This window comes from Tenacibaculum tangerinum, from assembly GCF_029853675.1.
GTDB lineage: Bacteria > Bacteroidota > Bacteroidia > Flavobacteriales > Flavobacteriaceae > Polaribacter > Polaribacter tangerinum_A.
Genome location: NZ_CP122539.1, coordinates 1,069,878 through 1,093,898, shown reverse-complemented (window position 1 = coordinate 1,093,898; position 24,021 = coordinate 1,069,878). Strand labels below are relative to the sequence as shown.

The following is a 24,021-nucleotide window of genomic DNA, read 5'->3' as shown; positions in this document are numbered from 1 at the left end:
AGAGTAGTAGCTCAATTGGAAGAGCATATGCCTACCACGCATAGGGTTACCAGTTCGAGTCTGGTCTGCTCTATATACAAACATATAAGAAAAGGGTAGCTAATAGGAAGGCAACGAAATGCCAATTCGTAGGTGTTGGTTCGAGTCCAACCCCTTTTCTTTAAAATATAAAAAATATGAAACATTTTTTAGAAGAAACAACCAATACTCATGTATTAGAAGCATCAAAAATTAGGGTTCTAAAAACCATAGATAGTACTCAAGTCTTAAAAATTGAGGGAGAGGCTGTATTATCTCATGGAGAACACGGTTGTATTAAAATTGAAGGTGAGAATGTAATAAAATATGTACAACAAGAATTTAACCCTATTACAAGAGCCGTTGAAAATGCATATGATTAAGAATGGAAATACCTACACTAAAAATAAGGAAGAAAGAAGATCTTAAATTGCTTAATGAACAAGATGCGTTTCATTTAGAAGTTTATATACATAACAGTACTATAGAGATACAAGAGGTTAAAGGAAGCTTAATCGTAAGAGCTAAAAATTGCACTTTCCCTAATTTAACAGAAGTCAACGGCAATTTATCGGTTGATGCAAAAGAGAACGTTTTTAGAAAATTAAAAATAGTAAAAGGGAATTTAAACATTCATGAAAAAGCAATTAATTTACCAGAGTTAGAGGTAGTTTTAGGTAAATTGAAAATGCTTCATAAAACACCTTTAAACAACTTGTCCATTGTAAATGGAATTAAAATAAATGATGCACAAGAAGGCTGGATAGAAATTCAAAAACCTTCAGAATTAAATAAAATACCAAACTACCAATATTGTAATATTAGAATAAAAAATCTTTCCTTATTTAAATCGAGGGAATTAGTTTTTGAAATAGAAGAACATTTTGGTTCTATAGAAATTATAAATACCAATTGTTATTTTCCAAATTTAAGAAAAATATGGGGTGATTTTTTTATTGAAGAAAATACTAATCGAAAAGTCAGAACACCCAAGCTAGAAGTCATTTATAAAAAATGTGTAATTAATTCAAGTAACCAAGTAATCAATGTATCTCATATCAAAGGGAAGCTCTTTATAAAAAAAGGAACAAACAATTTATTTCCCATATTAAAAGAAGTAGAAAAACTTACACTTAGTAGAGATGGTTCAGAATTGATAGCTCCTCAATTAAAGAGCATAAGAAAACAATCGGTGCTGCTAGGATCTTTTAAAGCCGTGTCTCTAGAGGTATTAAACGTAGATTATGATTATAAATACAATCATTACTTGCCTAATTTAAAACAGATTAATGGAACCTTGAAAAAACCAGGTTCTGTAGAGAAACTGTATTTTAAAAAATTAGAAATTATTAATGGAGATTTTGAACTTAGCAAAGCTATAGAAACTCCAAACATACAGCACGTGTATGGTAGATTGATATTGAAAGAAGGAGTTTCTAAGAAATTTAACCAACTAAAAACTATAGGAGAGCTAGTTGGAACAAGAGCATTAAAAGAAGTATTCGTCGATAGCAACCCTACCATTGTTCAAATTAAAAAATCAGAATATTTTAATATAGAAAATTCACAAATAGTACAAAATTTCTATCATACAATAAGTGAAAATAATCGATTGTCAAAAACACACTTTTATATAGGTTCTAGGTGGAGTTCTCAATATGTACCAGTTCCTATTGAAGAGTTTATTCGTATAATAAAAATGAGACATCAATCATTTCAAAATTTTTATACCAGAGAAGTATTGAGAGAATGGGATTGTGAGTTAAATGAACATTTTGTTTTCATTTTACATAAAATAGAGAAGCAATGGAAACAGATAGTTTCCTATAGTTATGAGCAACTTTTTAGTATTAATAACCTGAACATTCGAAGATTTTCGTTTAACTATGTTGGAGTTGCACAGATGATGAAAGCACTAAATGCAAGAAGGGTTGCGACTAAGGGAATTTTAGTTGATTATTACAAATACGATTTAGGAGGAAAGAAAGCTAAGTGCCAAAAACATAACATATTTGAAACTTATCAAGTTGACTTTAACGAAATTGAAGATTTAAAAACGTGGAATTCTCAAAAAGCGTACGCCGTTAAATGTTGGTGTACTTCAACCAATAAAGAACATTGGCTTTGGATAGAAGAACAATATAAAGATAAACCTTTAGAAGCCATAGCATCAACTTTTAGAGTGCACGAGAATGTAATTCCGTATATCAAATGTTTAAAAAGACAAGGAGATATATTGATTTGTGAAATGAAAAACGAAGTAATTCCACAAGGGAGTGTACGTCCTTTAACCAAAGAGGAATATTTTGGATTATTAGTAGCTGAATCATAACATAGTTAAAAATTTATTTTACCTAATTTAAAATCAGATAATGCGGACATGTAATCCGTGCAATAAGTTTACTATATTTCTTAATATTGTTCTATATTTAAGAGCTATTAAATTAGCTCTACAAAACATTTTGTATTGTAGTTTTATAGATTATGCAGAAGAAAAAAGATCAGTTAGATACTGTTATTGTATGTAGGTTGTATTAACCAATACATGTACCACACGATGCAATCGTGCGTTAGCTCGGGAAGTGGGTAAGATATAATTAATCATATTACTATAATTATAATGGGTATAAAAAGGAAAGAATTGGAAATTAAGGTAGATAATATTTTGAATAGTTTTTATAATGTAAAATATTCACCAGAACAGATAGCCCGAAAGGAAACAGATTATTATGTTTTAGTTGATGCTTTAAAAAAATATAAAAATACTGGAGGTGATTTAGACGCATTCAAGAGTGAATTTTTATTTCCTCTATTTAGGGAAAGAGTGTTGAAAGAAGAACAAGAAGATTTTATATTTGATTTAATTAATATAATAGAAGGTATTTGTTCGGTTGATGAAAAAATTTAAAATCCCCAGCTCCCGCTAGTTTGCAACTAGTGGCGAGTTAGATAGAGTAAGAAAAACAGGAATGAATATAAAAGCTACTTTACATTAAATTGTGAGGTGGTTTCGCCCGATGGCGCGGATTTGTAATCCGTGCCGAATAAAAAATAGTAATAAATAAACAAGCTACCTTAATTTTAGATAAGCAAGGTAGTTTTTTTTAAATAACAGTAAGCGCGTTGTTTCAGGGGCTTATGTTAAATGGTATAATGCCGATAAGCAGTGGCAAATCTTGTTTTCTAAATAATATTTTATTATGAATGGTAAATTCAACAACTTGATACAGAATGAAAAATTTAAGGAACTTGTTTTCTCGAATATTATAGTTTCAAGACCTATACCAGTTTCTAGATTTTTAGAAATATATAAATTAAGAAAAATTGGATTTGAAAAGAAAAAACTAAAAACACAAGTAGAAGAACTTGAATACATAATAAAGTCTGTAGAATCTCTTAGTGAAAAAGAGACTCAAATAGTAGGTGTAACTATAAAATTTAGAGAAACAATTATATATTATTATAATCATGATTTAACTAAGTTTTTAGGTCAGTTATCAAGGTCTCTCGATGATGCTAGTATACCGGAATAGCTACCGCTAGTTTGCAACTAGTGGCGGGCAGGTTCAATCAAACACAATGATAATATATAGGCTATCTTAATTTTATACCCCCCGCTGCCGCACGATTGCATCGTGTGGTAAATAGTTAATAAAGACAAATTAATAAAATAGTTTGTAATTACAATATCCTGATAAGAACTACTTAGAGAACTCAAAGTAGTTTTCTACTTCTAAAGAAAAAGTTGTTATGAATAGGAATTACAAATTTTAAAAGCACTATAGCACGACTTGTAGTCCGTGTAATAAATTGTAGGTAACGGTGCCAAAAATAGTTGGTAAAATCATTTGAATAGCTGGCTATTATTGATCTGATCGAAAGTTTATTGAAGCAGATGTTGCTTAACTTAGTAGTAAACAACCCACTTTCCCATTACTTTTTTATGAGCATATTTTTCAGCTAACCAGTTGAGTTTTTCAGGAAGTTGTTTTTTGTACAATAGTAAAACCGTAGGTTTTGCGACCAATTGCTCTAATTTTTCAAATCCTTCAGCATCTTTGAGGTTCAGTAAGTGTTTTTTCCACGCTGCATCTGTTTCAAATTGCGTTTCTCTGTTTAAAGAATGATGTCCGTCATATAGCGAAATGATAGATTTATTCAACCCAAATGCAATCGATGGTTTTCTTGTATTGTACACTAAAATATCTCTTGAAGCCAAGTCTTCTTCAATCAGGAAATCGGTTACAGGTTTTGAAGCATTTACTTTTAATTCGTTTTTAGCCAAAATGGTGGTAGCACTTATCAATAGAAATGTTGTAACAACGAAAGAAGCAATGATAGGTTTAAATTTAACTTCGTCTTTTAATGAGGTATACAGTAAAAAAATAAAGATAGCGACCAAGCAGCTCGCAATTGCTAAATAATACGGAATGTTCATTCCTGTATCCACAAAAGGAGCGACCATAAAAGCGAGTAGGAGTAATCCATAAAAACCAAGTACGATACCGTTGATGATTTTTGTTTTTTCAACCGTAATTTTTGAAAATAAATCAGCAATTAAAACAGCAAGCATGCTGTATAAAGGCAAAATATATAAAATTCGCTTAGAAGAAGAAATCGAAAAGAATACTAACGGAATTACAAATGCCATGAATAAAGCAAAGTGAATGGTTTTTGTTTTGAAGAGTTGTTTTTGCTCTTTTACCAAATACACAGCGGCTAAAAACCACGGTAATCCCACCAAAGGAGCAAAGGCTAAGAAGTACCAAAAAGGTTCTGTTCTTCCGAAGGCATTTTTAGAGAACCTGTCGGCGGTTTGTTTTCCTAAGAAATAATCTAAAAAAGCAGGATTGTGATATCCTAAATACACAAACCAAGAAGCTGCTATGACTAAAAAAAAGGTCCAAGCAGCAATATGATGGAAAGAAAAACGATGCTTTGCTTTTTCAGTACGATTGTAAAAAAGGATAAAAATTACGGGAACAATGAATATCACAGGACCTTTGGTTAAAAAGCCAAGAGCCAAACTTATAGTGAAGGCATAAAGCCATTTAATTACGCCAGATTTGCGGTATCGCACCCAACTATAAATGCTTAACAGGGCAAAGGTTGCTAAAAAAGCATCGGTCGTTAAGTTACGTGAGGATACGAGCACCAAAGGAAAACTAAAATAAATAATGGCAGACCATAACGCCGTTTTTTTGTTGTCGAATAATAAAAAACTCAAGCGGTATACTAAAACAAGTTGTAGTAAAATGGCAAGCTGTAAAAAGAAGCGAGCACCAAAAGCGTTCGTGCCAAATATTTTATAACCTAACGCTGTAATTTGATAGGTAAAAGGAGGTTTATGGTAATGATGCACGTCTAGTAAGTTAGGATGCATAAAATCACCCGAAGCATGCATTGCTCTACCAATTTCGGCATACCTGGCATCACTACTTTCAATAACACCATAAGATCCTACATTGATAAGTAAGCTAATAGCAGCGATGATTAAAAAGATATTAAAAGTCAGTTTGCTTCTCATTTTTAACAAGATTTAGTAGTGATAAGTTATACGTTGGTGTTTTATGATTTTTGATGTTTTAATAAGATATACACATTTCTACAGTAAATAACAAAGCCGAATAATTGTCCGACAAATAAAACAGGGTCTTTTCTAATAATAGCGTAACTTAAAATCATGAGCGAGCCTATAAGACTTAGCGACCAGAAACCTAAAGGTAAAGACGATTCTTTTTTACGTTCGGAATAAATCCATTGATATACAAATCGTAAGGTAAAAATAATTTGCCCAATACTTCCCCAGATTAATAAATTCATAGGAATGTTTTCATTACTGAATAAGCGTTCAGCATCGATTTGGTTGTTTTTTAAAGAATACATAGCGATTAGAAAAGGGAAAATAAATAAAAAACCACGTAGTATTTTTGGTAGTTTTTTCCAAGACCCTTGCAATTGCATGTTTCTTATGTAAATAAAGTAAGTAAGCGATTGTCCTAACATAATAGCAAAATCGTCTCGTAACCAGCCATATACAAAGAGTAAAAAAGAAGCAATTAAACTCAGTTGCCAAAACAACACAGGAGTTAACACTTTTTTTACTTTTTCAGATTGAATCCATTGCAACAACAATCTTGCTGAAAACAAAATTTGTGCAGCAAAACCAATGATATACACAAAAGAATTATATGAAAGCCAGTCGCTCATTAGCTAATTTTAGACTTTTCTATGGTGTAGTTTATGTAGCGCTTTCGCATCCAGCGGTAGGCAAAAGTGTCTCGTAATGCCTTGAAAGACCGGTTGAAAATGGTATACTTTGAAGTTCCTGCAATACGTTCAAAATGCTGCACTTTTACTTGTTTTATAGTGCCCTCTTGTAATTGAATTAAGGCAGGAATAAAACGATGCATTCCTTTAAAAAAAGGAATTTTCTTAGCAGCATCAGTATGTAATACTTTTAACGGGCATCCCGTGTCAATAACACCATCATTTATCAACGCACGTCGAATACTATTGGCTATTAGCGATTGTATTTTTTTACTGAGAGTGTCTTTTCGTTTACCTCTATATCCAATAACAGCCTGATAGTTGTCGATGTCTTCTAGCAAAAGGTCAAAATCATAAGGAGTTGTTTGCAGGTCGGCATCGATATATCCTATCAATTCGGTATTAATATGGTCGATCCCTGCTTTAATCGCAGCACTTAATCCGCAATTCTCTTTAAATTTCAGGTATTCAAAATCAGGATTTTTTGTGCATATTTCATCAATTTTATCAAAACTACCATCGGTAGAACCATCGTCTACAAATAAAACTTTGCTTTTGGTATTACTTTTAGAAAAGTAATCGGTAAACGTACTGTGTATTCTATCTAAATTATCAATTTCATTAAAAACGGGAATGATAATAGTCATTCTATAATCCATATACTTGTCTGTTTTTGGATAACCTTGCGAAATTACAAATAATAAAAAAATCCAACGGTATAAGTCGTTGGATTTTAGTTTTTTTATAAAATAGAAGTTGTTATTTCTTATTTTTTGTCTTTTGTTGCGCTGCTTGCTGTTCCTGAGCTTGCTTCATGGCTGCATCTAAACGCTCACGGAACTTACTTTTTTTAACAGGTTTCTTCTTGTTTTCTTCAATTTTAGCATGAATCTTATCCTCATCTATTACGTAATTTTTAATTACAAACATAATAGCTATGGTTAACAAGTTAGAAATGAAATAGTACAAACTCAATCCACTTGCATAATTGTTAAAGAAGAATAACATCATGATAGGAGAGAAGTAGATCATCCACTTCATCATCTTACTCATATCAGGCATTCCTTCTTGCGTAGGAGCTTGCATATTGGCTTGCTGGCTTTGGTTCATTTTCATGTAAAAGAAAATTGCGATAGAAGCCAAAATTGGAAACAAACTTACATGGTCTCCGTAAAAAGGAATTTTAAATGGTAATTTAAAAATGGTATCATACGAAGATAAATCGTTCGCCCACAAGAAACTTTTTTGGCGGAAATCTATATTGGTAGGGAAAAACTTAAATAATGCAAAGAACACAGGCATTTGCATCAGGGCAGGTATACAACCCGACATCATACTTACTCCGGCTTTTCGTTGTACCGCCATGATTTCTTGCTGACGCTTCATTGCATTTTCTTTGCCTGGGTACTTTTTATTGATTTCTTCCATTTCTGGACGAATCACCTTCATTTTAGCACTCGATAAGTACGATTTGTATAATACTGGCGACATTATGATACGTACTACGATGGTCATTAAAATAATAATCAATCCGTAGTTACCAATAAACCCTTTTAGCATATTAAATACAGGGTAGAATATGGTACGGTTTAAGAAACCAAAAATACCCCAACCTAAATCAGCAATTTCATCTAGGTTTGTTCCTTCATAAGTCTTTAACAAATTATAATCGGTTGGTCCGTAAAACCACTGCATGTTGTAATTTAATTCCCCATTTGTTAAAGCTAACGGAGTTTTAATTCCGTAGGTTTTCGTGTATACGCTATCTTTATCTTCTCCAGCAAAGTCAACAGATTGTAAACTCGCATTGTTAAACGGAGTCTCTGAAGTTAAGATAGAAGAGAAGAAGTGTTGTTTATAAGCAACCCAATCAATATCACTTACAACTTCATCATCAGTCATTTGCAAGTAATCAACTTCGTCGTCAGCTTTGTAGTAATAATACGAGTACATGTTTTCAGTTTTCAAACTTTTTTCATGTCTGTACCCTTTTAAATTCCAGTTTAAATTAATTTCCTGAGAACCATTAATAGTATTGTTTAATCCTTGCGAACGCACTGCAAAACCAACTCTATAATCACCCTCTTTCATTTCATAGCGATATTCTAAGAACTTTGCTTCCGAAACTTTTAATTTCATAGAAAGTACTTGTACATCTCCATTTTTAGTAAGAGTAGGAGTAAATAATAAATCTTGAGTGTTTAAAATTCGGTTATCAGTAGTTCCGAAATTAATATTAAAAGAAGCATTATTATCTTTAACTAAGTATACAGGTAAAGAGTCGTATGTTTTATAGTTTTTAACTAAAGCCTCAATAATTTGTCCTCCTTTATTGTCGATAGTTAACTTTACAAGATCATTTTCAAGAGTTGTGCTTCCTTCTTTGCTTGTAGAAGCTGCGTAAGCAAAAGCCCCTAACTTATTTTGTAGTGCAACTTGTTGCAACGAGTCACTTACAACTACAGTAGTATCGCTTCCATTGTTTTGAGTGTCGGTAGTTGCATTGGTAGTTTGCTCTGTTTGAGTAGTCTTTTCAGGAGTCTCTTCTGGCTTTTGTGTGTTCATCCACCAAAGCATAATTCCTCCTAATAAAAGCATTCCTATAAAGGAATTCAAATCAAATTTTTTTGTTCCATTGATATATGTTAAAATGTCAATTTGTCATTTAAAGTTTTTCTTGAAAGCTGAAAAACCCGACAAATGTAGTAAAACCCTATAGATTTTTTGAGGTTTTACGATGAATAATTTTGTGAATGATAATAGCTCAAACTGTATTCCAATTTTGAGTAATCGATAAAAAATCCTGTAATGTAGATTACAGGACTTTTAATTTATTTTTTTGATTGCTTTAAAGCTGCTTTGATAAAACTTACAAACAAAGGGTGCGGATTTAACACGGTACTTTTATATTCAGGGTGGTATTGAACTCCAACAAACCAAGGATGCGAATCGATTTCAACAATTTCTACCAATCCAGTTTTAGGGTTCACACCTGCAGTTTTCATCCCAGCATTTTCTAACTGCTCTTTATAATCGTTGTTGTACTCGTATCTGTGGCGGTGACGCTCACTAATGAGTTCTTCTTTATATGCCTGATACACTTTAGAGTCTTGGGCTAATTGACAATCCCAAGCACCTAAACGCATTGTTCCACCTTTTTCGGTAACCTCTTTTTGTTCTTCCATTAAGTTAATTACCGGATGCGCGACATTCGGATCCATTTCAGTAGAGTTGGCATCTTTAAGTCCTAATACATTTCTGGCAAATTCAATAACAGCCATTTGCATTCCTAAACAAATTCCTAAGAAAGGAATGTTATTTTCACGCACATACTGTACTGCGGCAATTTTACCTTCAATTCCTCTATCACCAAACCCTGGGGCTACTAATACACCGTTCAAACCTTCTAGTTGTTCAGCAGCATTTTCTGGAGTTAAATCTTCCGAATGAATCCAACGAACATTCACTTTTGTTTTATTGGTAGCTGAAGCTCCTGCATGGATAAAGGCTTCAGTAATAGATTTATAAGAATCGTGTAATTCAACGTATTTTCCTACCAAACCAATTTCTATAGAAGAAGTAGGATTTTTATGACGCTCTAAAAACTTATTCCATGTTTTTAAGTTAGGTTGTTTTCGTGTAGATAAGTTTAACTTATCTAATACCACATAATCTAACCCTTCTTTAAACATTAAGTTCGGAACATCGTATATGGTTTCAGCATCTAACGATTGAATTACATTTTGAGGTTTCACATTACAAAATAGGGCTAGTTTACGTCTTATATCACTAGAAATTTCATACTCAGAACGACACACCAATATATCAGGACTTACCCCACTTTGCATTAATGTTTTTACAGAGTGTTGTGTAGGTTTTGTTTTCAATTCACCAGCAGCTGCAAGATACGGAACTAAAGTAAGGTGTATAACAATGGCATTGTCTTCTCCTAAATCCCATTGCAATTGACGAACAGCTTCTATATAAGGTAACGATTCGATATCACCTACAGTTCCTCCAATTTCAGTAATTACAATATCATAATCGCCTGTATTGCCTAAAATTTGAATTCGATGCTTAATTTCATCGGTAATATGAGGAATTACCTGAACTGTTTTTCCTAAAAACTCTCCTTTACGCTCTTTGTTTATTACAGATTGATAAATTCTTCCTGTAGTTACATTGTTCGCTTGCGAGGTTGGAATGTTCAAATAACGTTCGTAATGCCCTAAATCTAAGTCGGTTTCTGCTCCATCATCGGTAACATAACATTCACCATGTTCGTATGGGTTTAATGTTCCTGGATCGATGTTAATGTATGGGTCAAGCTTTTGAATAGTTACTGAATATCCTCTTTCTTGTAATAATTTGGCTAAAGAAGCGGCTATAATTCCCTTCCCTAATGATGAAGTTACGCCTCCGGTTACAAAAACGTATTTTGTGTTGTTCATGGTACTGTTAGGTTTGCGCAAAAGTAAGAAGTCTGGCTATTACCACAAATAAAAAAGAGAAAAAACATATAGAAAGTTGATGTATTTTTGTTAGACATACTTTTTTTTAAAAAAATAAATGTAGGATTTGCCAGACCGAAAAACTGTTGTATATTTGCCCACGCTTTTAGCAGACGGAATTTCACAAAAGCAAAACATATTTAAAGAAGATATTTAAGATATACTGTAATGAGTAAAAGAACGTACCAACCATCGAAGAGAAAAAGAAGAAACAAACACGGTTTCCGCGAAAGAATGGCTTCTGCTAATGGACGTAAAGTATTAGCTAGAAGAAGAGCAAAAGGAAGAAAGAAATTGTCTGTTTCATCTGAATCAAGACCAAAGAAATAATGATTAACAATTGTTAATATTTTAAAGGCGTTACTATTCAGTATCGCCTTTTTTTATAACCAAACAATTTTTATTTTTACATCACAACACAACACCAACTAAAATGCCTAAAAGACAAGACCTTAAATCGATTTTAATTATTGGATCTGGACCTATTGTTATTGGTCAAGCATGTGAGTTTGATTATTCAGGATCCCAAGCATTACGATCGTTGAGAGAAGATGGAATTGAAACCATTTTAATTAACTCGAATCCGGCAACAATTATGACAGACCCCTCAATGGCAGATCATGTATACTTGTTACCGCTGAATACAAAATCTATTTTACAAATTTTAAAAGAGCATCCACAAATTGATGCTGTTTTACCTACCATGGGAGGGCAAACAGCCTTAAATCTTTGTATTGAAGCTGATGAAAAAGGGATTTGGGAAGACTTTGATGTTGAAATTATAGGAGTTGATATTGATGCAATTAATATTACTGAAGATAGAGACAAGTTTCGCTTGTTAATGGAAAAAATAGGAGTGCCAATGGCGCCTCAAGCTACAGCGACTTCATTTTTAAAAGGAAAAGAAGTAGCACAAAAATTTGGTTTTCCTCTATGTATTAGAGCCTCTTTTACACTTGGTGGGGCAGGAGCATCTATCGTATATGATGAGAAAGAATTTGAAGAATCATTATCTAGAGGATTAGAGATTTCTCCAATTCACGAGGTGATGATTGATAAAGCAATGATGGGATGGAAAGAATACGAGTTAGAATTGTTACGCGACGATAACGACAACGTGGTAATTATCTGTTCTATCGAAAATATGGATCCGATGGGAATTCACACAGGAGATTCTATTACTGTAGCTCCAGCCATGACACTGTCTGATAAAACATATCAGAAAATGCGTGATATGGCAATTAAAATGATGCGTTCTATCGGTGAGTTTGCAGGAGGATGTAACGTGCAATTTGCGGTTTCTCCAGACGAAAAAGAAGATATCATTGCCATTGAAATAAACCCACGTGTATCTCGTTCATCAGCATTAGCATCGAAAGCAACGGGGTACCCAATTGCTAAAATTGCCGCTAAATTAGCTGTAGGATATACCTTAGATGAGTTAGATAACCAAATTACGAAATCAACTTCAGCGTTATTTGAACCAACATTAGATTATGTAATCGTAAAAATACCTCGTTGGAATTTTGATAAGTTTGAAGGTTCTGACAGAACTTTAGGCTTGCAAATGAAAGCAGTTGGAGAAGTTATGGGAATTGGACGCTCGTTCCAAGAAGCCTTGCATAAGGCAACCCAATCGTTAGAAATTAAACGAAATGGTTTAGGAGCCGACGGTAAAGGGTATAAAGATTACAATCAAATTATAGACAAATTAAAATATGCTTCTTGGGATCGTGTATTTGCAATCTACGATGCCATTGCTATGGGAATTCCTCTAAGTAAGATTTACGATATCACAAAAATAGATATGTGGTACTTAAAGCAATATGAGGAATTGTTTAATTTAGAAAAAGAAATTTCTAAATATACAATCGATACCTTAAATAGAGAATTACTATTAGAGGCTAAGCAAAAAGGATATGGCGATCGTCAAATCGCTCATATGTTAGGATGTTTAGAAAGCGAAGTATATAAAAAACGTGAAGAATTAAAAATAAAACGTGTTTATAAGTTAGTAGATACTTGTGCTGCTGAATTCAAAGCGCAAACTCCGTATTACTATTCTACCTTTGAAAGTGAGATAGAAACTGCCGACGGAGAAGTGTTGGTATCGAATGAAAGTGTAGTTTCTGACAAGAAAAAGGTAATTGTATTAGGGTCTGGACCTAACAGAATTGGTCAAGGAATTGAGTTTGATTACTGCTGTGTTCACGGGGTATATGCCGCCAAAGAGTGTGGTTATGAAACCATTATGATTAACTGTAACCCCGAAACTGTTTCTACCGATTTTGATACGGCCGATAAGTTGTACTTCGAACCAGTTTTCTGGGAACACATTTACGATATCATCAAACATGAAAAACCAGAAGGTGTTATTGTACAGTTAGGAGGACAAACAGCTTTGAAATTAGCTGAAAAGTTAGAACGTTACGGAATTCCAATTATAGGTACCAGTTTTAAGGCACTAGACTTAGCTGAAGATAGAGGAAGTTTTTCTACCTTATTAAAAGAAAACAACATTCCTTATCCACAATTTGGAGTAGCAGAAACCGCTGATGAAGCTTTAGCTCTGGCAGATGAATTAGATTTTCCAATCTTGGTGCGTCCATCGTATGTATTAGGAGGTCAAGGAATGAAAATTGTAATAAATAAAGAAGAGTTGTTAGAGCACGTGGTAGATTTATTACGTAAGATACCAAACAACAAATTGTTATTAGACCATTACTTAGAAGGAGCCATTGAAGCAGAAGCAGATGCCATTTGCGATGGTGAAAATATATATATAATCGGAATCATGGAGCATATCGAGCCTTGTGGAATCCACTCTGGAGACTCAAATGCTACCTTACCAGCGTTTAACTTAGGAGAATTAGTTTTAGAGCAAATTAGAGCCTATACGAAAACCATTGCCTTGGCACTAGATACCGTTGGATTGATTAATATTCAATTTGCGATTAAAGATGATAAAGTATACATTATTGAAGCAAATCCACGTGCCTCACGTACCGTTCCATTTATAGCGAAAGCCTATAAAGAACCGTATGTAAACTATGCAACAAAAGTAATGTTACGAGATAAAAAAGTAACCGATTTTGATTTCAATCCGCAATTAGAAGGTTTTGCAATTAAACAACCTGTATTCTCATTTAACAAGTTTCCGAATGTAAATAAAAACTTAGGGCCTGAAATGAAATCTACAGGAGAAAGCATTTTATTCATCGATTCTTTAAGAGACGATGCTTTTTACGAGTTATATGCAAGACGTAAAATGTACTTGAGTAAATAAGTTTAAAGCATTCATAAAATATAAGTCCGGAGTAGAAATACTTCGGATTTTTTTTAACAAAACCTTAACTAGTTGTATATGCAACTAAATAATGTGGATAGTCTAATTTTGTTTCCATGTTGAAATTACAACAATGGGTATAGATAACACATTAGCACCTTGGTTAGGGAAAACCATGAAAATGATTGACAATCATATTCACGACGTATTTCTCGACAAAAATATCTGTCTTACCAAAATACAGTGGATTGTCTTAAAAACACTTCATAAAAAAAATGGTGTTGCGCAGCAAGAACTTGCTTTTTTAACAGATAGAGATAAAACTTCGTTAACTAGGTTAATCAACACCATGGAAAAGAAGGGCTTGGTTACAAGAATTTCTTCAAAATTAGATAGAAGAATAAAAAATGTTCATGTCACAAAAAAAGGAGAGTTGCTATTTAACGAAACCTTGCCCGTAATTGAAGAAATAGCAAATTCATTACAAGAAAATATTTCAGAAGAAGAAATAAAAAAAGCCATTAGTGTTATCAAAAAAGTACAAAATAACATAAACCAAAAATCAACTACAAGTTGTGAATGCAGCTAAAAACATATATATGAGAAAACTAAAAATCGTAGGGGTAGCAATTGCTGTGTTAGCGATAGCTTTTTTAATAGCTAGGTATTTTAAAAACAGTAAGAAGCCCCCTGTGCAAAAGCTAAATAAAATAGAGAAAACTGTTTTTGTACAAGAGGTAAAAAACGGAGAAATACCTGTAAACATTTCAGCGAATGGTAGTTTGGTGGCTAAAAATAAAATAGCTCTTTTTGCCGAAGTACAAGGAGTTTTGCAGGCAACAGGAAAAGATTTTAGAGCAGGAGTTAGGTATAAAAAAGGACAAACGCTGTTGAGAATTAACAACCAAGAGTTTTATGCTTCTATACAATCGCAAAGAAGCTCACTACAAAACTTAATAGCTTCCATCATGCCAGATATTCGATTAGACTTTCCTGAAGACTTTGAAAAGTGGGATACTTACTTGAAAAATTTTGATATCAATAAAGCTGTACAACCGTTGCCAAAACCTAGTTCTGACAAAGGAAAGTATTTTTTAACAGGAAAAAATATATATACGACCTACTACAATATCAAAAACTCGGAAGTAAGGTTAGGAAAGTATCGTATCAACGCTCCTTTTAACGGCGTGTTAACAGAAGCATTGGTTACTAGCGGAACTTTAGTAAGACCTGGGCAAAAATTAGGTGAGTTTATCGATGTTTCAGTTTTTGAGCTTCCTTTATCTGTAAATGCAGCGTTTGCGGCAATTTTAAAAGAAGGAAAGACAGTAACACTGCACGACCTAGAAAAAACAAACAAATGGACAGGTAAAGTTTCTAGAATAAACAGTAAGATAAATCAAAACACCCAAACAGTTCAAGTGTTTATAGAAGTGAAAGGGCAAGAGTTGAGAGAGGGAATGTATTTAGAAGCGAATGTACCTGCAAAAACAGCAACAAATGCGTTTGAAATTAACAGAAAACTATTGGTAGATAACAATGCAGTATATGTAGTAAAAAACAATACCCTAGACTTGGTTGAGGTGACTCCAGTACATTTTAACGAAAATACCGTTATCATCAAAGGATTGAAAGATGGAGAACAGTTAGTTTCCAAACCCGTACCAGGGGCATATATAGGAATGCCTATAAAAATATTTTCTGAAACTCAAGAACAAACAAAAAAGTAGGGGATGAAGAAAGTTATATCATATTTTATAAAATATCCAGTAGCAGTAAACATCATCATCATTGCCTTTCTTATTTTAGGTTTTTTTGGTTATTCTTCATTAAGATCCTCTTTTTTTCCTTTAACAGACGCTAAGTTTATCGCAATAAATATTGCATATCCAGGAGCATCACCACAAGAGATTGAAGAAGGAGTCGTTTTGAAAATTGAAGATAATTTAAAAGGATTGGTAGGAGTCGATAGGGTAACCTCTACCTCTTCAGAAAATACAGCAAGTATCTCTGTAGAAATTATCAAAGGATACGATATTAACGTCGTATTGGCAGATGTAAAAAATGCAGTAGATAAAGTACCCAACTTTCCTACTGGAATGGAGCCGCCGGTAGTATCTAAAATAGAAAGTATAGCCGAAACCATTAGTTTTGTAGTTACGGGTGAAAGTATTCCGTTGGCATCGTTAAAAAGTATAGCTAGAGGTATTGAAAATGACATTCGTAGAATTGATGGAATTTCTCAAATAGAGATTTCAGGATATCCACAAGAAGAAATAGAAATAGCTGTTAGAGAAAACGATTTACTAGCCTATAACCTTACCTTTAATGAAGTAGCAAATGCAGTATCGACAGCAAATATTTTAGCAACAGGAGGTACGGTTAAAACAAAAGAAGAAGAGTACTTAATTAGAGCAAGAAATAAATCGTATTACGGAGATGAGTTAGTTAATTTAGTAGTGAAAGCTGATGCTTCTGGAAGTATTATAAGATTAAAAGATGTTGCGACCGTTAAAGATACTTGGAGTGAAACACCCAATAGAAATTATTATAACGGTAATACAGCAGTACGCGTACAAGTAAGTAATACCAACAGTGAAGATTTATTAACCACAGCAGCAAGTATTAATGAATATATAGAAAAGTTTAATAAACAACACGACAATGTACAAATAGCAATTACCAGAGATTCTTCCATTACCTTAAATCAACGTACAGAATTGCTATTTAAAAATGCTTGGCAAGGAATGTTGTTAGTCATGCTATTCTTGTCGCTATTCTTACGTCCAAGGTTAGCATTTTGGGTTGCAGCAGGGTTGCCTGTAGCTTTTTTTGGAATGTTTATGTTTGCTGGCTATTTTAATATTACAATCAATGTATTATCACTTTTCGGAATGATTATCGTTATTGGAATTTTGGTAGATGATGGAATTGTAATTTCTGAAAATATTTATCACCATTACGAAAAAGGAAAAAATCCCATACGAGCTGCGATTGATGGTACGATGGAGGTTGTTCCGCCGATTATTTCGGCAATTACAACTACGGTTTTAGCATTTTCAGTTTTCTTTTTTTAGATGGAAGAATAGGAGAGTTTTTTAGCGAGGTAGCCACAGTGGTTGCTCTAACATTAATTCTTTCCCTGGTAGAAGCCCTAATTATTTTACCAGCACACGTAGCACATTCAAAAGCATTAAATAGAGAGCAAAAACTCTACAAGTTCAATAAGTATGCAGAAGATGTGATGGATTTTATGCGTGACAAATTATATGCGCCAGTTTTAAAATTTGTACTCGAAAATAAATTCTTTGGGATGGTAATACCTATTGCTTTTTTAGTAATAACCATAGGAGCTTTTCAAGGAGGGATCATAAAGAAAACTCTTTTCCCATCTATAGCGAGCGATAGAGTGTCGGTAAACTTAACCATGCCACAAGGAACGAATGAGAAAATAACCGATAGTATCATTTCAATTATCGAAGAAAAAACATGGGAAGTTGAAAAAGAATTTACCAAAAAGTACGGAGTAACAGAAGAGCCAGTAGTTGAAAACGTATTAAAACAAATTGGACCAGGTACAGCGAGGGCTTCTTTAAGAATTAATTTGTTGCCAGGAGAAACAAGAACCTTTAGTTCAAGGGAAATAACCAATGCGATTAGAGATAGGGTAGGTGAAATCTACGGAGTGGAAACCTTAACCTACGGTTCTGGAGGTAATTTCGGTGGAAGTCCAGTATCAGTATCCTTATTAAGTAACAACATTGAGGAGTTGAAAGCTGCGAAGGCTGAATTAAAAGCGGAACTTATTAAGAACCAACAATTAAAAGACGTAACCGATAGCGACCCACAAGGAATTAAAGAAATTAAAATAAAATTAAAAGACAATGCGTATTTGCTAGGGCTTAACTTAAACGGAGTGATGTCGCAAGTACGAAGTGGTTTCTTTGGTAGGCAAGCACAACGTTTTCAACGAGGTCAAGATGAAATAAAAGTATGGGTACGTTACGATAGAAAAGAGCGTTCTTCGATTAAAAATTTAGACGATATGCGTATTGTAACCCCTACGGGCAGTAGGGTTCCTTTTTCTGAAATAGCTACGTACGAAATTGAACGAGGAGAAATAGCTATCAATCACCTTGAAGGACAACGAGAAATAAAGGTAGAGGCCGATATGAAAGAATCTCAAGCGAGTGTTACCGATATTTTAGAAGATATCAAAACAAGAATAATGCCTATGATAACTGCCAAATATCCATCGATTACGGCATTGTATGAGGGGCAAAATAGAGAAGCTTCTAAAATATCAAGTTCAGCAGGAGTGGTAGGTCCAGTAATTTTACTATTAATATACATTGTTATCGTATTTACTTTCAGGTCTTATGGTCAACCATTTATGTTACTTCTTATGGTGCCCTTTAGTTTAATAGGGGTTGCATGGGGTCATTGGTTTCATGGTTTTGCAGTCAATATTTTATCCTTATTAGGAATCATTGCCTTGATAGGAATTATGGTAAACGACGGACTCGTACTGATTAGCAAATTCAATACCTATTTAAAACAAGGGATGGAGTATGAAGAAGCACTATTTGCTGCAGGGAAATCTAGATTCAGAGCCATTTTTTTAACAACCATTACTACCGTAGCTGGTTTAACACCTTTAATTTTTGAAACGAGTAGACAAGCACAGTTTTTAATTCCAATGGCAATATCTATAGCGTACGGAATTATAGTTGCTACGTTCTTAACACTACTTACACTGCCTGTTTTGTTATCTATAGCAAACTATTTTAAAGTATATGTAAAATGGTTGTGGGAAGGAAAAAAGCCAAGAAGGGAAGAAGTAGAAAGAGCCATTAAGGAATTGGCATCGGAGAAGGAAGAGTTACAAGGTTAAAATGAGACAACAAATGAGTACAAAGTTTTTAAGTATAGGATTTCTTTTGGTAAGTATGTCATTTTACGCACAAGAAATATTAACCAAAGAAAAAGCTGTAGCCATTACGCTAGAGAATAATTACAATATCAAAATCACCAAAAACAATCTAGAAACGGCAAAAAATAACCAAAGTGTGTACAATAGTGGTTATTTACCAACGGTAACAGCCAATGCAGGAGCTAATTATTCTAATAGAGATACAGATTTAGAGTTTCAAGACGGTAGTGTAAATTCTGTAGTAGGAGCACAGTCTAAGTCATATAATGCTTCTGTAGGTCTCAATTATACTATTTTTAACGGTTTTAATAGAAAAAATACATTTAAAAAATTAAAAGAAACGTATAACCTTACCGAGTTACAAGCACGTCAGGTAATGGAAAATACTTTAACAACACTATTTTTTGCCTATTATGAAGTAGCAAGATTAACAGAAAACGAGGTAACACAACAGCAAACACTTAGCATTTCAAAAAAACGCTTAGAAAGGGCCAAATATAGTTTTGAGTATGGACAAAACACCAAACTCGATATTTTAAACGCAGAAGTTGATGTTAATAACGATAGTATCACTTATATAGATATTAATCGGCAGCTAGCAAATGCCAAACGAGATTTGAACGTGGTATTAGGAAGAGCAGTAAATACCACGGTAAAAGTAGATACAGTGGTTACCTATGCTGTAAATTTAAACCTTCCTGAAATTTTAAATAAAGCAAAAGAAAACAATGCCAATTTATTACAAGCGCAAAAAAATATAGCACTCAGAGCATTAGACGTAGAAATTAACAAGGCCGGCTGGATGCCGAACGTAGGTTTAACGAGTTCGTATGCGTGGAATCAAAGTGCCAACGACCCTACGAACCGATTCAGTCCTATAAACAATACGCAAACAGGTTTCAATGCAGGAGTAAACCTATCGTGGAATATTTTTGACGGAGGTACGACCAAAACCCGAGTAGCGAATGCTAAAATAGTGTTAGAAACACAAGAAATACAAAAGCAGCAGTTAGAAGAACAGTTAAAAAGAGATGTTCATAATGCTTGGGCTACCTACCAAAATGCCCTGTTTTCACTACAAGTGCAAAGGAAAAATGTAGCGACCAACAAACGCAATTTTAACAGAAGTACCGAGCGTTATAAATTAGGGCAAATTAACTCGATAGACTTTCGACAAGCTCAAAATAATTTAGTGAATGCTGAATTAAGTTTAAGCAGAGCTAAATACACTGCAAAAAATGCTGAATTGAGTTTGTTACAACTAGCTGGCGTTATATTAGACACTGAAAATTTTTAGATTGACCTCAAATAGTAGTGCTATGTGTGACCAAAAATTGCACATGTAAAAAATACTTATTTTACTAGGTAGAATTCGGAATTCACAAAACTTTATTCGGAAACACATACTCCGATCTTACATTGTTTATCGCTGCTGCCTATTTAGTTGCAGGTCTTTCTTATAATTCTAATTTATTTAGAAGAATTAAACACTCCTCTAAAAAACTGAACTGCACCAAACACAATTGCTCCCCAAAAAAAGTAACCAAAGTCAGCCACGGTAGCTATGAAACCGCCAATACACCAAAGTGCTCCGTATAGCATATCTTTATGGGCTTGCCCCTTCTTAGCATCTTTTATTTGCTGTTCAAGATTCGTAACTACGGCAGCTGCACTTTCTTCATCCAATCCGTATTCTATAAGAGCAGTTTTTGTTTCAGCTGCACTTTTATTCTGTTCGACTAAAAGGTTAGCCGCATATTTATAAATTTGATTTACAACCTCTTCCTGATTGTTGCTTTGATTTTCCATAAAATTTAAGGCTTAATATAGTATATGCAATATTTTTATTTAGCAATTCATTTTTAAAGTTCCTGTAAAGGCTCGCTGTGGAATTGTTCCGCAGTGCTATTCTTCATAGAAATTAATTTTTTAAAAATACAAAAAAAATTGAATTGAGTTATAAATCATGTAAAATTAAACTCGAGGATAGCCAGCATATACATCGAAAAAGGTATAATGAAGTTTGTTGAAACTAGCCAAGCTCTTGTGTTGTTAGTGGTTAAAGGTATATAGAGATTTTCTAGGACAGATAAAAAAATCGAAGACCTGTATGCAAACAAATCTTCGATTCTTTTAATCTTGAAATATCTTATTAAATCAAGTTATTTTTTGAACACGCTAGAGCAAATTTTGTTACTATAGTAGTATGTCACAAATATCATTTATTCCTCCATACTGTGGTACACGTTATTCACATCGTCATCTTCCTCTAGTTTTTCTAAAAGCTTGTTTACCTCTTCTTTTTGTTCCTCTGAAATTGCTGTCGTTGTGGTTGGAATTCGTTCAAATTCAGAAGAAAGAATTTCAATATTGTTTTCTTCTAAATACTTTTGAATGGCACCAAATTGCTCAAAAGGAGCGTATAACATGATTGAGTTATCTTCATCATCAGTAAAAACTTCTTCCACCTCAAAGTCAATCATTTCCATTTCAAACTCTTCCAAGTCCATTCCTAAAGAATCTTCCTTTACTTTAAAGTTTACCACATGGTCAAACATAAACGCTACAGAACCCGAAGTTCCTAAATTCCCATTACACTTATTAAAAGCGGCACGAACATTGGCAACAGTACGGTTGTTATTGTTAGTAGCAGTTTCTACCAACACTGCAATTCCGTGAGGTGCATATCCTTCAAACAATACTTCCTTATAGTTTTCAGTATTTTTGTCAGAAGCTTTTTTAATAGCACGCTCAATATTGTCTTTTGGCATATTGGCTGCCTTCGCATTTTGAATTACAACACGTAAACGAGAGTTGGTTTCAGGATTTGGACCTCCTTCTTTTACTGCCATTACAATTTCTTTACCAATACGAGTAAAGGTTTTAGCCATGGCTGCCCAACGTTTCATTTTTCTTGCTTTCCTAAATTCGAATGCTCTTCCCATGTGTATGCTGTTTTAATTTTTGCTTGGCAAATGTAACTAATGCTATAAAATATTGCAATTAAAAATGTTTTTTGAAAATTAAATTGCCTTTTTGTTCATCATACGCTTTCCAGGTTCCGTCTTGCGTATCGTTTTTAAAATATCCTTTGATTTTTAGATTTCCGTTTTCATAGTACGATTTATAAGAACCCTCTTTTAAACCATCCTTTAAATCAACCTCAAACTTTAGTTGTCCGTTTTCATAATACTCTTTGTACGATTTAGCACTTAAATCGGAAGGATGAATTGGAGGAAGCTCAAAAAAAGATGTTGAATTTTCAGTAGTGGTAGTTTCTCTATAAGGAGTTAATTGTAAAAGAAGTTTTTCTCTTGCTTCTTGTTCTTTTTGAATCTGTATTTCAATGTCTTTAGGATGCTCAAAAACAACAGAAATAGCACTCTCAAATAAGTCGTCAGAAGGAATTAATTGTATGCCAATTTGAGAAAAACACGTTATAAAAGGCTTGTTTTTTTGAAGTTCAAGTCGAGTTTTGTAATCAACCAAACTTACGAGGTCTTTAAATGAATAAGGGGTGTTTACATACGCAAAAACACTAGATTTCTTTTCAAATTGATAATTAAAATCATCAAATTTTTCTGAGTTTTCGAGTGTGTATCCTATTAAGTGGTTGTTAATAATTTCTTTAAGGGTGTTAGGACTGGTGCTAAACACTACAAAATCATCAATGATGGTAAAATACGGCTTTTCCATTTTAGAAAACATATTTCCAGCGAGCATTTTAAAGAATCCTTTTAAATCAAAAAAATGAATAGGATAACCTCTATAATTGATTTGCTTGTACTTTAAAGGGGTGTTTTCTTTGATTTTAGAAAGCACCAATTGTAGGTTTTCTTTAGCATCGTCAATATCGTCAGCTTTAATAATGGCAGCGATATCTTTTTTATTTTTTGAGAGTTCGGTGTTAAAGTGAATCAACGCAATCTCACTACCAATCCAACTATAAATATGTTCAGAAATACTAATATCTAGTTCATTCTCAATCATTGCGAGTTGCTCAGAGTATTGTTTAAAATCAGCAGGATTTTCTTTTCGAAGTTGTTCTAAGTTGCTATGAAATGTTTCAAAATCATCAAAAGCAACGCTGAGGTATAAAGACGTGTTTTTCGGAGCTATTTTAGCAACGCTCCGTTTGCCAACTCCAGATTGTTGTGCTACTTTTAAATAGGTTTCCGAACTGCTATCGACGTTTGTAAAACCTGTGGCTTGAACGATAACTCCTTCTACAATTGAGATGTCTAATCCTGTATAAAAAAACGCCTCTTTATTTAAAAAATCTAAATTACTCGAACTGGTAAAACAGTTCAAATAGTCTTTTAGATACTTATGCTGCAGGTATATGTTGAAAAAGCCATCGTTAGCTGTTTCTCTTTTTATTTCTAAAAAGTTAAGATCGCGTCCAATAACAGGATGCAAGTATTGATCGATTGATTTTTCAACTAGAAGGTGCGTATAAGAGGCTATAACTTGATTTTTTATAAAGGAAAGATGCAGGGTTTCTCGGGTTTCTTTATCGTACAACTCGATAATTTCATGCTCTTTGTATACTCGTTTGGTTACTTTATAATCTTGACCAGCTAAATTGCTAATAGCCCTTTTTAAAAAAATGAGTTTAGAGAGTTTTTGTAAATCAGCAACATACAACAATCCGTATTTTTTAGGTTTGAACACATGTGCCGAAATAAGAAGATTACGCTCTCCGATAAGGTCGAGAATTTCTTTTTTAGCTTGAAATGTTTCATCTAAACTAGTCAAACTTTTTGATAGTTCATTGAATTGTTGATTGGTTTGAAGATGTGTCCAGATTTCACTAGCACTTATTTCATCCCAAGTATCAATAGGTCTTTCGGTATCGATGATAAAAACAGCATCATCAGGAACTAAATATATAGATTTGATGTTGTCATTTTCGGATAAGGTAAAAACATAAACTTGGTAGCCAACAAAACCAATTACAAGGATAATGATGCTCCAAAATACCTTCCTTTTCATACTGTTTT

Annotated in this window: 17 protein-coding genes, 1 tRNA gene and 1 pseudogene; 11 read left to right on the top strand and 8 right to left on the bottom strand. The window is 33.5% G+C overall.

The window, feature by feature from the left end:
* The 5 genes from P8625_RS04625 to P8625_RS04605 all read left to right on the top strand — a co-directional run bounded on the left by P8625_RS04625 (position 1) and on the right by P8625_RS04605 (position 3,551).
* Positions 1 to 73 (top strand) — tRNA-Gly (locus P8625_RS04625).
* 103 nt (positions 74 to 176) lie between these two features.
* A complete protein-coding gene (locus P8625_RS04620) occupies positions 177 to 401 on the top strand; it encodes a hypothetical protein (protein WP_279652315.1) in 225 nt (74 codons plus the stop codon).
* 2 nt (positions 402 to 403) lie between these two features.
* Positions 404 to 2,350 carry a hypothetical protein gene (locus P8625_RS04615; protein ID WP_279652314.1) on the top strand — a complete coding sequence of 649 codons (1,947 nt, stop codon included), beginning with the start codon at positions 404 to 406 and terminating at the stop codon, positions 2,348 to 2,350.
* 309 nt (positions 2,351 to 2,659) lie between these two features.
* Positions 2,660 to 2,926: a hypothetical protein gene (locus tag P8625_RS04610; protein WP_279652313.1), complete on the top strand. Its 267-nt coding sequence runs from the start codon at positions 2,660 to 2,662 to the stop codon at positions 2,924 to 2,926.
* Positions 2,927 to 3,218: 292 nt separating this feature from the next.
* Positions 3,219 to 3,551, top strand: coding sequence for a hypothetical protein (locus P8625_RS04605; RefSeq protein WP_279652312.1), 333 nt, complete (start codon positions 3,219 to 3,221; stop codon positions 3,549 to 3,551).
* A 374-nt stretch (positions 3,552 to 3,925) separates the two neighbouring features.
* Here P8625_RS04605 and P8625_RS04600 read toward each other — a convergent pair whose 3' ends face one another.
* From P8625_RS04600 to P8625_RS04580, 5 genes are all read right to left on the bottom strand, one after another.
* Positions 3,926 to 5,545: an ArnT family glycosyltransferase gene (locus P8625_RS04600; RefSeq protein ID WP_279652311.1), complete on the bottom strand. Its 1,620-nt coding sequence runs from the start codon at positions 5,543 to 5,545 to the stop codon at positions 3,926 to 3,928.
* A 41-nt stretch (positions 5,546 to 5,586) separates the two neighbouring features.
* Positions 5,587 to 6,228, bottom strand: a complete 642-nt coding sequence (locus P8625_RS04595) for a lipid-A-disaccharide synthase N-terminal domain-containing protein (protein WP_279652310.1) — start codon at positions 6,226 to 6,228, stop codon at positions 5,587 to 5,589.
* Positions 6,228 to 6,947 (bottom strand): glycosyltransferase family 2 protein, encoded by a 720-nt coding sequence (locus P8625_RS04590; protein WP_279652309.1) that lies wholly within the window; start codon positions 6,945 to 6,947, stop codon positions 6,228 to 6,230. The genes P8625_RS04595 and P8625_RS04590 overlap by 1 nt, the downstream gene beginning before the upstream one ends.
* 100 nt (positions 6,948 to 7,047) lie before the next feature.
* Positions 7,048 to 8,886, bottom strand: coding sequence for a membrane protein insertase YidC (gene yidC, locus P8625_RS04585; protein WP_407704769.1), 1,839 nt, complete (start codon positions 8,884 to 8,886; stop codon positions 7,048 to 7,050).
* A 233-nt stretch (positions 8,887 to 9,119) separates the two neighbouring features.
* A complete protein-coding gene (locus P8625_RS04580) occupies positions 9,120 to 10,739 on the bottom strand; it encodes a CTP synthase (RefSeq protein WP_279652308.1) in 1,620 nt (539 codons plus the stop codon).
* A gap of 228 nt (positions 10,740 to 10,967) precedes the next feature.
* Between P8625_RS04580 and rpmH the strand changes: the two genes are divergently transcribed.
* The 6 genes and pseudogenes from rpmH to P8625_RS04550 all read left to right on the top strand — a co-directional run bounded on the left by rpmH (position 10,968) and on the right by P8625_RS04550 (position 20,315).
* Positions 10,968 to 11,129, top strand: a complete 162-nt coding sequence (gene rpmH, locus P8625_RS04575) for a 50S ribosomal protein L34 (RefSeq protein WP_028891113.1) — start codon at positions 10,968 to 10,970, stop codon at positions 11,127 to 11,129.
* A gap of 103 nt (positions 11,130 to 11,232) precedes the next feature.
* Positions 11,233 to 14,085: a carbamoyl-phosphate synthase large subunit gene (carB, locus tag P8625_RS04570; protein WP_279652307.1), complete on the top strand. Its 2,853-nt coding sequence runs from the start codon at positions 11,233 to 11,235 to the stop codon at positions 14,083 to 14,085.
* Positions 14,086 to 14,218: 133 nt separating this feature from the next.
* Positions 14,219 to 14,674, top strand: coding sequence for a MarR family winged helix-turn-helix transcriptional regulator (locus tag P8625_RS04565; protein WP_279652306.1), 456 nt, complete (start codon positions 14,219 to 14,221; stop codon positions 14,672 to 14,674).
* A gap of 10 nt (positions 14,675 to 14,684) precedes the next feature.
* The gene (locus tag P8625_RS04560) at positions 14,685 to 15,815 is read left to right on the top strand and encodes an efflux RND transporter periplasmic adaptor subunit (protein WP_279652305.1); all 1,131 of its coding nucleotides are present in this window, start codon (positions 14,685 to 14,687) and stop codon (positions 15,813 to 15,815) included.
* Between the two features lie 3 nt (positions 15,816 to 15,818).
* Positions 15,819 to 18,979: pseudogene (locus P8625_RS04555) on the top strand (efflux RND transporter permease subunit).
* 13 nt (positions 18,980 to 18,992) lie between these two features.
* Complete coding sequence (locus P8625_RS04550; protein ID WP_279652304.1) at positions 18,993 to 20,315, top strand: TolC family protein; 1,323 nt, start codon at positions 18,993 to 18,995, stop codon at positions 20,313 to 20,315.
* Positions 20,316 to 20,488: 173 nt separating this feature from the next.
* Here P8625_RS04550 and P8625_RS04545 read toward each other — a convergent pair whose 3' ends face one another.
* The 3 genes from P8625_RS04545 to P8625_RS04535 form a co-directional block, all read right to left on the bottom strand.
* A complete protein-coding gene (locus P8625_RS04545; RefSeq protein ID WP_279652303.1) occupies positions 20,489 to 20,827 on the bottom strand; it encodes a hypothetical protein in 339 nt (112 codons plus the stop codon).
* A 413-nt stretch (positions 20,828 to 21,240) separates the two neighbouring features.
* Positions 21,241 to 21,963: a YebC/PmpR family DNA-binding transcriptional regulator gene (locus P8625_RS04540; RefSeq protein ID WP_279652302.1), complete on the bottom strand. Its 723-nt coding sequence runs from the start codon at positions 21,961 to 21,963 to the stop codon at positions 21,241 to 21,243.
* A gap of 58 nt (positions 21,964 to 22,021) precedes the next feature.
* Positions 22,022 to 24,013: a DUF3352 domain-containing protein gene (locus P8625_RS04535; RefSeq protein WP_279652301.1), complete on the bottom strand. Its 1,992-nt coding sequence runs from the start codon at positions 24,011 to 24,013 to the stop codon at positions 22,022 to 22,024.
* Positions 24,014 to 24,021 lie beyond the last annotated feature (8 nt).

Coding starts and splice junctions, on each gene's coding strand:
- P8625_RS04545 (WP_279652303.1), bottom strand. CDS start 20,827: ATGGAAAATCAAAGCAACAATCAGGAAGAGGTTGTAAATCAAATTTAT.
- P8625_RS04595 (WP_279652310.1), bottom strand. CDS start 6,228: ATGAGCGACTGGCTTTCATATAATTCTTTTGTGTATATCATTGGTTTT.
- P8625_RS04560 (WP_279652305.1), top strand. CDS start 14,685: ATGAGAAAACTAAAAATCGTAGGGGTAGCAATTGCTGTGTTAGCGATA.
- P8625_RS04535 (WP_279652301.1), bottom strand. CDS start 24,013: ATGAAAAGGAAGGTATTTTGGAGCATCATTATCCTTGTAATTGGTTTT.
- P8625_RS04605 (WP_279652312.1), top strand. CDS start 3,219: ATGAATGGTAAATTCAACAACTTGATACAGAATGAAAAATTTAAGGAA.
- P8625_RS04565 (WP_279652306.1), top strand. CDS start 14,219: ATGGGTATAGATAACACATTAGCACCTTGGTTAGGGAAAACCATGAAA.
- P8625_RS04550 (WP_279652304.1), top strand. CDS start 18,993: ATGAGTACAAAGTTTTTAAGTATAGGATTTCTTTTGGTAAGTATGTCA.
- P8625_RS04620 (WP_279652315.1), top strand. CDS start 177: ATGAAACATTTTTTAGAAGAAACAACCAATACTCATGTATTAGAAGCA.
- rpmH (WP_028891113.1), top strand. CDS start 10,968: ATGAGTAAAAGAACGTACCAACCATCGAAGAGAAAAAGAAGAAACAAA.
- P8625_RS04615 (WP_279652314.1), top strand. CDS start 404: ATGGAAATACCTACACTAAAAATAAGGAAGAAAGAAGATCTTAAATTG.
- carB (WP_279652307.1), top strand. CDS start 11,233: ATGCCTAAAAGACAAGACCTTAAATCGATTTTAATTATTGGATCTGGA.
- P8625_RS04600 (WP_279652311.1), bottom strand. CDS start 5,545: ATGAGAAGCAAACTGACTTTTAATATCTTTTTAATCATCGCTGCTATT.
- P8625_RS04580 (WP_279652308.1), bottom strand. CDS start 10,739: ATGAACAACACAAAATACGTTTTTGTAACCGGAGGCGTAACTTCATCA.
- P8625_RS04590 (WP_279652309.1), bottom strand. CDS start 6,947: ATGGATTATAGAATGACTATTATCATTCCCGTTTTTAATGAAATTGAT.
- P8625_RS04540 (WP_279652302.1), bottom strand. CDS start 21,963: ATGGGAAGAGCATTCGAATTTAGGAAAGCAAGAAAAATGAAACGTTGG.
- yidC (WP_407704769.1), bottom strand. CDS start 8,886: ATGCTTTTATTAGGAGGAATTATGCTTTGGTGGATGAACACACAAAAG.